The 15013-nt window shown below is 40.4% G+C and carries 14 protein-coding genes; 5 read left to right on the forward strand and 9 right to left on the reverse strand.

What is annotated here, in order from left to right:
* Positions 1–59 precede the first annotated feature (59 nt).
* Positions 60–482: a pyridoxamine 5'-phosphate oxidase family protein gene (locus AJGP001_RS14565; protein ID WP_071153125.1), complete on the forward strand. Its 423-nt coding sequence runs from the start codon at positions 60–62 to the stop codon at positions 480–482.
* A gap of 34 nt (positions 483–516) precedes the next feature.
* Here AJGP001_RS14565 and AJGP001_RS14570 read toward each other — a convergent pair whose 3' ends face one another.
* On the reverse strand, positions 517–951 hold the full coding sequence (locus AJGP001_RS14570; RefSeq protein ID WP_071153124.1) for an RrF2 family transcriptional regulator: 435 nt from the start codon (positions 949–951) through the stop codon (positions 517–519).
* Between the two features lie 90 nt (positions 952–1041).
* Here AJGP001_RS14570 and hmpA (AJGP001_RS14575) point away from each other — a divergent pair, with 90 nt between their 5' ends.
* Together hmpA (AJGP001_RS14575) and hmpA (AJGP001_RS14580) are read left to right on the forward strand one after the other, a co-directional pair.
* A complete protein-coding gene (gene hmpA, locus AJGP001_RS14575; RefSeq protein ID WP_071153123.1) occupies positions 1042–2229 on the forward strand; it encodes an NO-inducible flavohemoprotein in 1188 nt (395 codons plus the stop codon).
* Between the two features lie 614 nt (positions 2230–2843).
* A complete protein-coding gene (gene hmpA, locus AJGP001_RS14580; RefSeq protein WP_483878471.1) occupies positions 2844–4028 on the forward strand; it encodes an NO-inducible flavohemoprotein in 1185 nt (394 codons plus the stop codon).
* A gap of 146 nt (positions 4029–4174) precedes the next feature.
* Here hmpA (AJGP001_RS14580) and AJGP001_RS14585 read toward each other — a convergent pair whose 3' ends face one another.
* The gene (locus AJGP001_RS14585; protein ID WP_071153121.1) at positions 4175–4537 is read right to left on the reverse strand and encodes a VOC family protein; all 363 of its coding nucleotides are present in this window, start codon (positions 4535–4537) and stop codon (positions 4175–4177) included.
* A 130-nt stretch (positions 4538–4667) separates the two neighbouring features.
* On the opposite strand from AJGP001_RS14585, the gene AJGP001_RS14590 reads away from it, so the two are divergent.
* Positions 4668–5351 carry a hypothetical protein gene (locus AJGP001_RS14590; protein WP_245830203.1) on the forward strand — a complete coding sequence of 228 codons (684 nt, stop codon included), beginning with the start codon at positions 4668–4670 and terminating at the stop codon, positions 5349–5351.
* 32 nt (positions 5352–5383) lie between these two features.
* Here AJGP001_RS14590 and AJGP001_RS14595 read toward each other — a convergent pair whose 3' ends face one another.
* The gene (locus AJGP001_RS14595; RefSeq protein WP_058384332.1) at positions 5384–6208 is read right to left on the reverse strand and encodes a VLRF1 family aeRF1-type release factor; all 825 of its coding nucleotides are present in this window, start codon (positions 6206–6208) and stop codon (positions 5384–5386) included.
* 161 nt (positions 6209–6369) lie between these two features.
* On the opposite strand from AJGP001_RS14595, the gene AJGP001_RS14600 reads away from it, so the two are divergent.
* Positions 6370–6681, forward strand: coding sequence for a DUF3243 domain-containing protein (locus AJGP001_RS14600; RefSeq protein WP_071153120.1), 312 nt, complete (start codon positions 6370–6372; stop codon positions 6679–6681).
* A gap of 20 nt (positions 6682–6701) precedes the next feature.
* Here the strand turns inward: AJGP001_RS14600 and AJGP001_RS14605 are convergent, their stop codons facing one another.
* The 6 genes from AJGP001_RS14605 to AJGP001_RS14630 form a co-directional block, all read right to left on the reverse strand.
* On the reverse strand, positions 6702–7970 hold the full coding sequence (locus tag AJGP001_RS14605) for an MDR family MFS transporter (RefSeq protein ID WP_071153161.1): 1269 nt from the start codon (positions 7968–7970) through the stop codon (positions 6702–6704).
* Positions 7971–8022: 52 nt separating this feature from the next.
* Complete coding sequence (locus AJGP001_RS14610) at positions 8023–10149, reverse strand: ATP-dependent helicase (protein ID WP_078080697.1); 2127 nt, start codon at positions 10147–10149, stop codon at positions 8023–8025.
* Positions 10150–10298: 149 nt separating this feature from the next.
* Complete coding sequence (locus AJGP001_RS14615; RefSeq protein WP_058384330.1) at positions 10299–10499, reverse strand: YwbE family protein; 201 nt, start codon at positions 10497–10499, stop codon at positions 10299–10301.
* Positions 10500–10591: 92 nt separating this feature from the next.
* A complete protein-coding gene (locus tag AJGP001_RS14620; RefSeq protein WP_078080698.1) occupies positions 10592–11689 on the reverse strand; it encodes a DUF2382 domain-containing protein in 1098 nt (365 codons plus the stop codon).
* Between the two features lie 108 nt (positions 11690–11797).
* Positions 11798–13843 carry a catalase gene (locus tag AJGP001_RS14625; protein ID WP_071153119.1) on the reverse strand — a complete coding sequence of 682 codons (2046 nt, stop codon included), beginning with the start codon at positions 13841–13843 and terminating at the stop codon, positions 11798–11800.
* 123 nt (positions 13844–13966) lie between these two features.
* Positions 13967–14932, reverse strand: coding sequence for a glutaminase (locus AJGP001_RS14630; protein ID WP_058384327.1), 966 nt, complete (start codon positions 14930–14932; stop codon positions 13967–13969).
* Positions 14933–15013 lie beyond the last annotated feature (81 nt).

The following is a 15013-nucleotide window of genomic DNA, read 5'->3' on the forward strand; positions in this document are numbered from 1 at the left end:
ATGTTTAGTTAAAGTTTAAAAAGGAATAGATAAATACAAAGACAAAAGGAGTGATATGGATGAATCAAGAAGACGTTAAAAAAGCAGCGTTAAAAATTTTAGAGGAAAGTTACGTAGGAACTCTCGCTACAATTAAAGACAATAAGCCTCATTCGCGTTATATGACTTTTTTTAACGATGATTTTACACTTTACACCGCCACCAGTAAAAAAACGCAAAAAGTCGATGAGCTAGAAGCTAATCCTCATGCTCATATTCTTTTGGGATACGAAGGCGAAGGAGTTGGCGATTCGTTCTTAGAAATTGAAGGAACCATGTCGATACATGATGATCGTGAAATGATTGACAAAGTTTGGAACGAGCATTTGGAAGGTTGGTTTGAAGGACCTGATGATCCAAATCTTGTTATTTTAGCCATTAAACCTGATCGCGTACGGTTAATGAATAAAAAAGGGCAAGAGCCGCAAGCTCTGGAATTATAAATACGAAAACGGCTCAAGAGATTGAGCCGTTTTTTTATGTCTTTAGAATTTCGCGGAGCCCTTCTCGATTAAACATGAGGTCTTCAAGCGTATATTCATCCAGTACTGATAAATATGCGTTGAGTGCTTTGCCTAAAGCACCACGTAGTCCGCAAATTGATGAAATGGGACAACGATTTGTAGCTGAATTAAAACATTCAACTAAATCGAAGTCATCCTCCATTCTTCTTACTACTGTACCAATATTAATATGTTGTGGAAGATCTGCCAGACGAATACCACCACCTCTTCCTCTTACTGTATGAATAAATCCAGCTTTTCCAAGCTCAAATGTAACTTTTGTTAAATGATTTTTAGATATATTGTAAGCGTCAGAAATTTCTTGGATGGTCGTTAACTTTTCTGGATCTTTTGTGCCTAAATAAATCAAAACACGTAATGAGAAATCAGTATACATGGTCAATCTCATTTTACTCACCTCTTCTGATTGTTTATTATAGAGACTTTTTGGTTCTTTCGAAAGCAAATGAACCTCAAAATACGAAAAGGAGTGTTTACTATGTTATCAGAACAAACTCGGTCAATTGTTAAGTCGACTGTACCCGTTTTAGAGGAATATGGTGTGGCAATTACTACTCGATTTTATGAAAATCTTTTTGTGGCACATCCTGAATTATTGAATATTTTCAATCAAGCAAACCAAGCGCAAGGTCGTCAACAAGCTGCACTAGCTAATGCGGTTCACGCAGCAGCCGTTAATATCGATAACCTCGAGGAAATTCTTCCAGCAGTTGTTCAAATTGCTCATAAACACGTGAGTGTCGGTGTCTTGCCTGAACATTATCCAATTGTTGGCGAATACTTATTAAAAGCTATGAAGGAAGTACTCGGGGATGCTGCAACTGATGACATACTTGAAGCTTGGGCTGAGGCTTATGGCGTTATTGCAGACGCCTTTATCGGTGTTGAAAAAGACATGTATAAACAAACGGCAGAGCAGGAAAATAGCTGGATTTTCTTTAAAGATTTTATTGTTGCACGTAAAGTAAAAGAAAGTGAAGTCATTACTTCCTTTTACATGAAACCTGCAGATGGATCTGACGTACCGCCTTATACACCCGGTCAGTATATTTCGATACGGCTTTCTATGCCTGGTGAAGAGTTTTTAGTTATTCGACAATATAGCCTTTCTCAAGCACCGAAATCAGATGAATTCCGTATCTCGGTAAAGAGTGAAAATGACAACGATCCAAATGGCGTCGTTTCTAACTACTTGCACAGCGGTGTCAATGAAGGTGATCACGTTGAAATTAGTGCTCCAGCCGGAGTCTTTGTCCTCGACATGACGAAGACATCTCCGGTCGCATTTATCAGTGGCGGCGTTGGCATCACGCCGATGATGAGTATGTTTGAAACAGTTGCAAAATCTACACCAGAGCGTCCGACCACCTTCTTACATGGCGCTCGTAATCCACTGCAGCAAGCATTTGATAATGACATTCAAGTATACGCTGAGATGATGGACGATGCTCGCTATAAAGCTGTTTATTCAGATGAACCCAACGGCTTTATTACCCGGGAAATGCTTGAGGAATATGTCGATCCTGCAAGTGATGTCTATGTTTGTGGACCCGCGCTATTTATGGAGATTATGATTCGTGAACTACATCGCATGGGTATTCCAGAAGAACAGATTCACTACGAATTTTTTGGGCCTGCTATGGATTTAAATACGAATAGTGAATAAATGCATTCCAGTCCAGCTTATGCTGGACTTTTTTTATGCGTAGAGAAGTATTTAGGTGAAATATGAAGTATTTTGATAGATTTGGACAGTATTTTCCTGGTTTGGACAGTATTCCTCGCCAAACGGACAGTATTTGAATGAATATCGACTGTATATCCATTTAATGGTTTTTTTAGTTTAACGACCATAAAATGTCGTGTGTCGAATCCACCCCATGCCTGTCGGAGCTACACGGTCGCTTCCGCTTTTCTTTTTGTCCAGACTCCAGCGACCAACTCCTCGGGTCATATGTCAACTCAACTGCGTGGCACAGAACGCCACACTGCTGATCTGCCTTATGCCTGTCGGAGCTACACGGTCGCTTCCACTTTTCTTTTTGTCCAGACTCCAGCGACCAACTCCTCGAGTCATATGTCAACTCAACTACGTGGCACAGAACGCCACACTGCTGATCTGCCTTATGCCTGTCGGAGCTACACGGTCGCTTCCGCTTTTCTCTGTTGTGACTTTTCTGTGAAATTAGTTGTGTCCAAATTTTAAAGATGTATTTTAAATATATCTTTAAAGGAATTAGAGGAGTATAGTCAAGATATAGAAAACAAAAGGAGAGATTGATTATGTTATCACAAGAAACAAGAGCGATCATCAAATCCACAGTACCGGTATTAGAAGAACACGGAACAGCGATCACGACTGTATTCTACAAGAACATGCTTGAAGCGCATCCTGAACTTTTAAATATTTTTAATCACGCGAACCAGAAAAAAGGTCGTCAGCAGGCTGCATTGGCAAACACGGTTTATGCTGCAGCTGTCCATATCGATAATCTAGAAGCTATTCTTCCAGCAGTTGTCCAAATTGCTAACAAACACGTAAGTTTGGGAATTAAGCCGGAACATTATCCGATTGTTGGAGAATATTTATTAAAAGGGATTAAAGAAGTTTTAGGCGATGCAGCAACCGATGAAATCATCAATGCTTGGGCAGAAGCATATGGCGTAATCGCAGATGCCTTTATCGGCGTTGAAAAAGAAATGTATGCAAAAATGGAATCTCAAGAAAACGGCTGGAGTTTCTTTAAAGACTTTTCAATTGTCCGCAAAGAAAAAGAAAGCGAAAGTATCACTTCTTTCTACTTGAAACCAGCTGATGGAAAAGATGTTCCTGCTTATCAGCCCGGCCAATATATTTCTTTACGCATGTCAATTCCGGGAGAGCAGTATTTGTTCAACCGTCAATATAGTCTTTCTCAAGCAGCTCAAGCAGACGAATTCCGTATTTCCGTTAAACGCGATGCAGACAATGATCCAAACGGCCGCGTTTCTGTTTATCTTCATGACGAAATGAATGTAGGCGATCGCTTTGAAGTTAGTGCTCCTGCAGGTGAGTTCGTTCTTGATACTGAAAAAACTACACCCGTCGCATTTGTAAGTGGTGGTGTCGGCATTACACCGATGATGAGCATGTTTGAAACTGTGGCTACGTTAACTCCAGAACGTCCAACTGCATTTCTTCACGCTGCGCGCAATGAATCTATGCATGCTTTCGATAAGGATATTCAGAAATACGTTGCGACTATGACTGATGCACGCTATAAAACGTTTTACTCTGACCAGCCACAAGGCTATATTACACGCACGGTTTTAGAAGAATACGTCGATATCACAGGTGATGTTTATGTATGTGGACCTGTTCCATTCATGGAAGCCATGATTCAAGAACTGCAAGCACTCGGCATGAAAGAAGAACAAATTCACTTTGAATTCTTCGGTCCAGCAATCGCTCTTCAAACCGTATAATTTTTTCTAAAAGCTGCCTATTTACTGGGCAGCTTTTGATATGCACTTATTTATCATTATGTATAGCAGTGGCTCCAATCACCATTTTACCTGCTACTAAAACCATTTATAAAATGCCAATGCCCTGACGTCGGGCATTGGCGTTTTTATTTCAGAAATTCTAGCCGATTGCCGAACGGATCAAAAACAAAAAATCGTTCGACACCTGGAATGCTATTGTCTTCTTTCAATTCAATTTTGTTTACTAATAAGTGTTCCTTTAACTTCTCATAACCAGCTACCTGAAATGCCGGATGTGCTTTTTTTGCTGGTGAAAAAGGCTCTTCTACGCCTACATGCAATTGCTGACTACCAAACTCGAACCAGGCACCTCCTCTACCTTTTAGCGCTTCTGGTTTTTCAATCTCTTGCATTCCCAAAATCTCCGCATAAAAGTTTCTTGCAACTTGTTCTTCCTCTGCAGGTGCTGCAACTTGAACGTGGTCGATTGTTAAAATAGAAAATTCCATTTCCTCACTCCTTTTCCTCAGTTTAATCGACTTCTCAATAAAATAATAGGCGAATAGCTCTTGTTAGATTGTTTGATGACTTTGCAAACTCTTCCCTTTTAACGTAGCATAATAACTGAAGAGGTGAATCATGGTGACTTTCCCGCAACAAGCCAAATACTTGCTAAGCACGCAATCTGTTGCAACAGACCGCATTCCACAACAGCCGCTTAGTCAAGATGTCCCCACAATGATCGAAGAATTAAAACACTGGTGTGGAACTGACAACGCCGGCGTCGCAGTATCTTATTTTTTTCGACAATATGCTCTTTACGTAACCGCTCAGTTTAGCCTAATCGATCAATACAACGGGTATTTTTCCGTCGATTGGCGTGAATTAGCATTTGACCGTGTTCATAATTATGGACTTCCTCTTTTACAGGTCCATGCGAAGTCGTCGACATTTCAACCGATTGACGCACACAGCAGGTTCCAAGCGTTTCATGATATTCTTCATAGACAAGTAAACGAGTTGCTCAATGAATTTAAAAAACACATAAAAATCTCTCCTATCACTTGCTGGGAAAACGTGCTCGGTTCTGTCTTGTGGTTTTACGCTAATCTAGAAACCCGAAATCCACGAAAAGTCGCAGCAGACTTAGAATGGCTTATGAATGAAGAAAATTGGAAGCCAATTAAAACTTCTTATCTTGCGAAATTACTTGGTGACACTTCCTTGCAACAAGCTGTTTCAAAACCGCTTAGAAAAACCTGTTGCTTGTACAAAGAAATGCCATCTTTTAATACGTGCACATTTTGCCCTAAACCTAAATAAAACACCTCAGCAAAGTTGCTGAGGTGGTTTATTTATACTTCGAATACTTCGTGTAGAATTTTCCCAGAATCATTATTCATCAAGTTTTTATAGACACAACTTTTTGGTTTTTGTTGAAGTGTTTTAGCAAATGACTTAGCATGTTCGGCTTCGCCGACTACATGAATTTCTTCCCATTTGCGTTCTTTTCTCAGCTTCTCCATTTTTCCGCCCATGTCTTTGTAGAAACGTTCTAAGTTTTCTCTTAACCGATGATCTAATTCATCGGCTGGACTTCCACCGCCACCACCAGTGACTGTGCTACCGCCTCCAGCTCCTACTCGACCTGAACTTCGTGCGCCCTTTTGTTCTGTCCAGACTTCAAGTCCTGAATCAAACTCATAAAAAAATTCTTCATTGATAATTCCCATAGACGTATCAATGACACGAATCCCTTTAAATCCTGGCAACACGATACCTGCGTATGGATAAGCTTTGTACATATAACGAAGCTCTTCTAGGACAGGTTTGTTTTCCCAATGGAAACTTGTCTTCACAGGGATTTGTACATAATGCACTGACCAAAGATCTTCGTGTTCTGAAGCGAAAATGACAACACCTTTTTGAAGATCGTTTTGATTGTCTAAAATTTCTTTTTCCACTTTTTTTCGCAAATTTTTATATGCTTTTATTTCTTTTTCATTGTTCGAAGCTGTTAAATATTCATCTAATCGCTTCAAGCCATTTTTCAGATGGATCTTCCATGCTCCGTTTTGAGCATTTGAATCAGCTGGATTGGTATTTAAATATACACTTAACACGCAGCGGTCTGGACATTCAAAACTTTTCAATTCCTGGATTTTGTCGTATAAGGTCATTCAATCATCCTCCTTCTTATATTCCATCCTTGTTATCTCATTACCCTTATCGATTCTATTTAAACGAATCTTCTGAACGTTTTTAAATTTTATGTTTAAACTTTCTTTGTGGTGGTAAATAGTTAGTGTATTGAAAAACCATAAGGGAGTTGGGCGAACAAATGGAAAACATCAATAAAAAGGTTGAAGATAAACTAGAAAATACAGACCAACAGAAAAAAGACAAAATTTTAGCAGATTTTTCTGTATTCATGAATTACTTAAGTGACAAAGTTGAGTTGGGCGAGAAATTGGGCTTGAGCGAAGAGCGCATCGCACAACTAGCTGAAAAAGTTGCATCTTATCTTGCGAAAAAAGAAGATCCTAAAAATAGTGAAGAATATTTATTGCACCGCTTATGGCAGGTTGGCGATAAAGAAGAGCAACACATGCTTGCACATATGCTAGTTAAATTAGCTAAAGACCAAAAGTAAAGCAAAACAAAAGGCCTTCCTCAATAGGAAGGCCTTTTTTCGTATAATCGAAACATAAGCAAGTAGACAAAACCACTAGCAAGTGCCAGTAACCCCAATACACCGAACGTCAATGGAAAACCAAACCAGGCTGTCATGGGGATGGAGATCGGTGCAATCATGCGCCCAATGGTATAACGTAAACTAGCAGCTGCAAAATATTGCCCACGCATGTCTTCTGGTGCAAGTTTGGAGATAAAGTTTTGCTGCAGACCGACCACCATCAGTTCAGCAAAGGTGAAGACGGCCATCGCAATTACAAACATCCAAAACCAATCAGTTAGTGGGAAGAGCCACATAGCTAAACCGTAGAAAGCAGCGGAAGTAAAGAAAACCCATTTTTCCGGAAACTTCGTCATCCACCGAGTCACAACTACTGTTAGTAATGCCACAAACAATCCATTTTCAGCTAGCAACAAACCAAAAGAGGTTTCTCCAGTAACAGACCATTCTCGGTTAAACAAAGAAGCCACTGTTTGACTATCAATTGTTTCTCTCAAATAGACCGGGATAAGCAAATCTAGTTGCATGAATGTCTGTGCACCTAACACGCCAGCAATAATAAAAAGGAGAAACAGACGATCCTTAAAAATTAAGCCGTACTCTTTAAATTGCTTCGAAATCGCTCCGACCCACCCAGTTGCTGTTTGCGACTGCCATTTTTCCACCATAGCTTGTGAGAGGGTTTCTTTTGTAAGCAATCGTAAAACTACACTTAGAAGCATCGAAATCACTGTAACCACTAGCAATAATTCAAAGCGATAAGAAAAGAACAGAATCGCTCCGAACAACGGACCTACTACAACTGCGATATTTAAAGTCGTATAAAAAATGGCAAAAACATCGCTACGGTATTTTTCCGGCACAACGTCTGCAATCATCGCCTGACTTGCTGGCCAATAAAGAGCACCGCACATGCCAGCAAGTGTAAACGCGACAAAGCCAAGTTCAGGAGACTGCAGCCACGGAGAATTGGCAAAGGCAAATAGCAAAAACGACAAGCCTTGAGCAGTAGAGGCCACTACTAGCATGCGGCGACGTCCAAATCGGTCTGCACAATAGCCACCGACTAAGTTTGATGCCACAGAAAACATTTGCGAAATAACTAGCAGTAATCCTGCGGTCCCCTTACCAAACTCTTCCGCAAAGTAAATTGCTAAAAACGGGAATACCATCCAATAACTTGTATTCATAAAAAACTCGCCGATTAGACGCACTTTTAAACTTCGATCCCAATCCCTTATTTTCATTGCCATTTCCCCGCGTTCTTCTGTATGTCACATCTGTAAGTTCACAGAGGCGCTAGTTAATCATCTCTAATAACCGATAACTTAGGCAAATATCAATCATCAATTCTTTGCGTTCTTTTGCGAATTGGATGGAGATACGTTCTTGATCTCGTTCGACAATCTCCCCGGCTCCAAAGACGCGATGCCTAACCTGAACCCCTTCACGCAATACATCTTCTGAATGGATGGCATTCGGATTGTCGGGTACTTTTACTTTGATAGGTGTTTTCGTTGCAGTTCGTTGTGGCGTTGCCATTCTTTTTTCAGGAACGACTAAGTTGCGTACTTCATCCGCAAACCGAGACTCACTTCCGTAACTAATCAATTCTAAATGGCTTTTAGCTCTTGTCATGCCAACGTAAAATAGGCGGCGCGCTTCTTCTAAACTGTCAGGCGTTTCCCCATCTTCTTCAGTTGGGATGACTCCTTCTACTAAGTCAATCATGTAAACTCGTTCAAATTCCAAACCTTTAGAGCTGTGAAATGTTGATAAGGTTAGCATATCGTCAGTTTTCTCTTTTTTCGCTTGTTGTGTTACTTGTTCTAACTGCTTTAGGCGTTTTGCAAAAGCTGTCATGGATTCAAGCGGCTCTGCAATTTGCTCCAATGTCGTCAAAATCTGAGCCAGGTATGTCATTTTCATCCCAAACTTCTCGGCACGACTCGTGAGCATTTGATCATAGCCCATTTCCCCACGAATTGTTCGAATCACTTTCAACGGCTTCATGCCATTCAACGCAGCAAACCATTTTTTCTGTTCAGCTAAAATTTTAATTTGATAGTCTTTTAAGGTAATTGTTAAATTGATTTGATCAAAAGCATGTTCCTCTGTCGGATTCATGCGACTTAGCATTTTCAATTGGCTCCCTGACCAATAGGCATTCGTTTTAGAGGCAACTTTCGAATAAATATCAATGCGTTCTGGCTTCAGGCTAAAACGCATAAAATTTAACATATCTTCTACAATCCAATGAGAGAAAAAACGATTATCAGAATCCTTCATATAGAAAGGAATGCCTAAACGTTCAAGTTCACTCATCAATAAAGTTGAAGACGAGTTGTTGCGGTATAAAATCGCCACATCTCCATAATCTGTCAATTCCTTGAGCTCTTTCATAACGTACTTAAATTGTGCTTCTTCTGAACCTAAGCGCCTTAAAACGATGGGGTCTCCTTCAGGTTGCTTAGTAAACATGTTTTTGTCATGCCGCTTTTTATTGGTTTTGATAAATTCGTTAGCTGTATGCACAATATTTTGGGAGGAGCGATAATTACGCTCCATTTTCATAATATAAGCGTCTGGGTAAACTGTTCTAAAATTCAGTAAATAAGTCGGTTCGGCAGCTCTCCATGTATAAATTGACTGGTCATCGTCAGCTACAACACATAGGTTTTGATGGCGAGCTACTATTTTTTCTACAATGGCATGTTGAATCAATGAAGTATCCTGACTTTCGTCTGTCATGACATAATCCCAGCGTCCTTGGTACTTCGCAAGCAAACTTTTGTCTTTCTCCAGTGCTTCGTAGGCTAACGACAACATATCGTCAAAATCAACTAACCTTACGTCATAGTTCTCTTTAAACGCTTCGTAAGTTTTCAGGATTTCGATTGCTCCAGGAAAAGGTTCTTTCAATTTTGCCCATTGTTTCCTAGGCAGCATTTTATTTTTCACGTAACTAATAAAAGAAATCAACTCTTCTAATTGGTCATCTGTAATTGGCTCGTCATTTTCCGTTCGGTACATTTCACGAAGGAGTTTCTTCTTATGAAGGCCATTTGTCTCACTGCCTTCTATCATAACGTAACGAGATCCTGAAAAATAATCACGCGTAATTTGAAAGGCTAAGCTATGGATAGTCGAAAAATCAATTGGCTGTAGCGTTGGGAAAAATCGTTTATACCGCTCGAGCATATCATTAGCAGATGCCTTACTAAATGTAATCGCTTTGATACGTTGCGGAGATATCCCTTTTTCTTCGATTAGGTAACCGATACGCATAATCATCGTAGTCGTTTTTCCAGACCCCGGACACGCTAACAACAGCAAAGGACCTTCTGTACGCTCTACTGCTTTTCGCTGTATTTTATTTAATTGAACTCCAAGTTCCTGTTTTTTACGTTCAAAGAATTGGCTCATTTTGAGAGACTCCTTCATTTTTCAATATCCCTATATTAACACAAAAACAGACCCATTTTAATGGATCCGTTTTTGTTTAACTTATAATAGTCCTTGTTATTAAAGAGGCTTGGTGCACAGTGCTTTCTTACACAAAAGTGAAAGAAGCTCTATTTTCCTGATAAAATCTCACAGACCCGTCCTACCTGTCCATCTTGTAAGCGAACTTTGATGCCATGTGGATGTGTCGCAGAATTTGTTAGCAAATCTTTTACAACACCGTGTGTTTTCTTGCCTGAACGCTGATCTTGCTTTAAAATCACATGTACTTCAATGCCTGGCTTAACGTCACTTCTTTTTTTACCATCCATTGCTATCCCTCCTTGCCTCTTTCTACTATACGCTATTCCTGTTGGACGAACAAAAAGACGGGGATTAATCCCCGCCTCCAACTAGATTTTCTTTAGAAACGATCACGATCTTTGTGATCATCATGATTTAACTTGTCTTTTGTTGAAATAGTATCTTCGTCGATATCCGCTTCTTCGTGACGAACTGTTTCATTTACAGTTTCTGTGTCTTGTACTTTACGTTTTCCAACTATAATTTCTTCAGCTACTACATCTTTTTTTGTCACCTCAACGCGTTCTTCTGTCACGGGAATATGGATGTTTTCGCCTTCTTGATATGCATCTCCTGTTAATCCAGAATTGTTATCAAAGGAATTCCCTGTTGTTTCTTCATTTACTGGGCGACGCTCTATATAGACTTCTTCACGTTCTACTGGTACTTCAATTGTTTGGTTTTCTTCGACAACGTGTTTTCCAACATTGACTTCACCCGTTTGCACGCGTTCTTTGTCAACACTTAAACGTTCTTCGTGTAAACGAAGTTTCTCTTCTTCTGTGTCTCCATGGTTAAAGTTTTTGTCTGTCCCATCAAGACGATCTGTACGATTTAAATCTTCCGTTGTACGATCAGACCCAAGACCAAAGCCTGTTCCTGCATCTTTTCCAACACCTGCTGTGTCAGTTGTGTCTCGACTAAATGTATCATTTTTCTTGTTGTAATAAACGTCGTTTTCATTATTTGTGTCCACTGTTAGACCGTCTCTGCCTACAGCTTCGTCATCTAGATGGTTTCTATTGCTTCCTATTCCTGGTGCTCCCATTGTCCCTGCTTCAGTACTTGTTGAAGTATTATCATATGGCGCTTGACCTTCATAGTTTGCACCATACTCACGGTCTACAAATAATAGGATCTTGCCGTTTTGTACTTCGTTGTAATACCGATCTGCTTCGTCTTTATCGACTCCCATACCGGAAAATGCTTCCCGTGTTGAATCGTCTCCTGACAAGAAGCCCATGAATTTATCCATCCAATTTCCTTCGGATGACTTATAGTCTACATCTGTCCGTCCGCGTACCATCGAAATCTGGCCTTCGTCTCGAGCCATTACGTACATATCATCTTCTTTAGAACCTTGTGCTTTTAGTTCTTCAATTTTACTTAATACCTCTGTTTCGTTATCGAACGTACCCATAAATTTATTGTTAGTCATTTACAATTCCTCCAATTTTCATAATATGAATATGTTTGCTTAGTTTAGAAATTACCCGACCTTCATTTTCTTAAACCTTTTTAAAAATAAAATCAGTTTTTCGACTCTTTATTCGACTTGTCTATCCCAGTGACGGTGGGCTGCAATTGCTTTTATGAATGCTGTTGCAAAATCAGCATGATTGCTTCCTATTATGCCTGGTTGGCTTTCGATTCCTGCTGTTTCAAGCCATTTTTGACCGTCATGTGTAGCGCCAATCGGTTTGTAATGGTCGAATGCTTCACCGATGAAACGTGCCGCTTCTTTAGCGAATTTCTTGCTGACATCCGGTCCACCAACCGCATAAATGGCATCATAGAGCACTGGGTCAGTCGTCGTGAAGGTATGATCAACTTCCAATTTTTTTCCACTCGAACCTTCTAGCTTGCCTTGCATTTCACTAACAACTTCGTACTGTACGCCTTCAGTTTTGAGTTTTTCAAGAATCTTCAGCACTTCGGCATCGTTAAAACCTGTATCAATCAATACACCCACTTTACGGGTAGCAGCCGATTTAATCGTATTGTCTATACTTAATGCAGGAGAAACTTTGGTGACAGCTGACCCACCCGTTGTTGGAGGCGTCACTCCGATATTTTTAGCTATAGCTTGTGCCATTTCCAAGTTAACATTTGTAAACATTTCAATGGCTCCTTCACGAATCCAAATTTCTTGGCACTTCCCAAGCTCAAAGCTGAAGGCTTCGATAATATGCTTTCGTTCCGGTTCTGTCATGCTGTTCCAAAACATCGTAGCTTGTGAAAAATGGTCTTTAAAACTTTCACTACGGGCACGGACTTTACGCCCTTCCATTTTCTCTTGGTAATGAGAATAGCCGCCTTCAGCCTCGCTTACAGGAGCTGGTGTATTATTGGTAAACGAACTTTTTTGATAAGCGACTCGTCCTTTATTGATCGATTGTCGGCCAAAACCGTCTCGCTGATTGTTATGAAACGGACATACTGGTCGATTAATCGGCAGTTCATGGAAATTCGGACCGTTTAAGCGCAGCAATTGCGTATCGGTATAAGAAAATAAACGCCCTTGAAGCAAGGGATCGTTAGAAAAATCGATTCCAGGTACCACATGTCCTGGGTGGAAAGCTACTTGTTCTGTTTCGGCAAAGACATTATCCACGTTGCGATTCAAGGTCATTTTGCCGACCATCTGCATTGGAATTTCTTCTTGCGGCCATAGTTTAGTCGCATCTAGTAAATCAAAGTCAAATTTATACTCATCTTCTTCCGCGACAATTTGAACGCCCAATTCCCATTCTGGAAAATCTCCTTGTTCAATTGAATCGTATAAATCACGGCGATTGAAATCTGGGTCTTTTCCAGAAATTTTCTGCGCTTCATCCCAGACAAGTGAATGGGTACCCAGCGTAGACTTCCAGCTAAACTTAACGAAATGTGATTTGCCCTCTGCATTGATGAAACGGAAAGCATGTACGCCAAAACCGTCCATCATTCGAAAACTGCGGGGGATTGCACGGTCTGACATTAACCACATCATCGTATGTGCAGTTTCCTGGTTGTTAATGACAAAATCCCACAACGTATCATGGGCACTTGCAGCTTGCGGCATCTCATTGTGTGGCTCTGGTTTTACTGCGTGAACAAAATCTGGAAATTTGATGGCATCTTGAATAAAGAATACCGGTACATTATTTCCAACTAGATCGTAATTTCCTTCTTCAGTATAAAATTTCGTAGCAAAACCGCGCAAATCTCGTACGGTCTCAGCAGACCCTTTTGATCCAGCAACAGTAGAAAAGCGCACGAATACGGGTGTCTTTTTCCCTTTTTCAGATAAAAATTTTGCTTTCGTTAAATGCTCTAAAGAGTCATATGTTTCAAATACACCATGTGCAGCATATCCTCTGGCATGAACGACTCGCTCTGGAATACGTTCGTGATCAAAATGGGTCATTTTTTCCCGGAAATGAAAATCTTCCAACAAGGTAGGACCACGTTCACCAGCCTTTAACGAAAATTCATCCTCAGCCATTTTCAATCCTTGATTGGTTGTTAGGCTTTTGCCAGAATCATCTACTCGGTACTGCTCAAGTTGCTCATCTTTGCTGTTTTTGTTCACTTCAGGTTGTTTTGTCATTTTGCCACTCCTTCTGCTTTTGTTATTCATTCTCCTATTACCCTGTCTCGCTTTTTAAAACACATTCATACAAATTTTTCACAAAAAAAATCCCACAAGCTTATGACAGCTTGCGGGGTACTATTAAAAAATACTCAAATCCCATTCTTTGGAAATTTGACGCAGCATCATCGTACCTGCTGCACTGTTCCCTTGCACATCAATGGCGGGACCATAAACACCGATGCCCGCACCTGCCCGAAACTCATAAGTTTGCGAATGGAGTTTCGGTGGCACTGCGGCCATAATGCCACCTGACACACCGCTTTTAGCTGGAATGCCAACATGAGCTGCAAAGTTTCCAGATGAATTATACATGCCACATGTCACCATGAGGACTTTGGCAACTTGAGCGATTTCTTCTGAAAAATGTTTTACTTTTGTAATGGGATTAAAACCATCATAGGCGATGATCAAACCGATTAACGCCAAATCTTTCGTACTCACCTTAATTGCGCATTGCCGAATGTAAATATCTAGTGCTTCTTCTACTTCAATTTCTAAGAATTTTGCTTCTTTCAAATAATAAGCAAGCGCCCTGTTACGATGTGAGGATGCCCATTCCGAATCATAGACTTCTTTATCAAGTTCCAATGGATGCCCGACTAATTCTTCTAGAAAATGGAGCAGAAATTCATATTTTTTCTGACTCGTTTGTCCTGGCAGCAATGCCGAAATAGTGATGGCTCCAGCATTGATAAAAGGATTAAACGGCTTGTTCGGTCGATGAATTTCAAACGGAATAATGGAATTAAACGCTTCTCCTGTTGGTTCTACATCCACCCGTTCTAATACGAAATCCAATCCGTAGTTGCAGCTGAGTGCGATAAATGTCAACGCTTTTGAAATGCTCTGTAAAGTGAATTCTTTGTCCGTATCGCCTGCGCAATAATAATTTCCATTGTCGTCCACCATACAAATTCCAAGCTGACTCGGATCCTCCTTTCCAAGCGCTGGGATGTATTGTGCAGTATTTCCTAATATCGCATGACCTCTATTTTCTTCTACCCAAGCCTCTAGTTGTTCTCGAATATGCGGATTATTTTGCATCTCTTTCCTCCTAAGCTTTCTTTTCTCTTATCATGAATGAAACCCACAGCCTTTGTCAAAAACTCGCACCCTATCGTAACG

The sequence above is a fragment of the Planococcus faecalis genome, assembly GCF_002009235.1.
Taxonomy (GTDB): Bacteria; Bacillota; Bacilli; order Bacillales_A; family Planococcaceae; genus Planococcus; species Planococcus kocurii.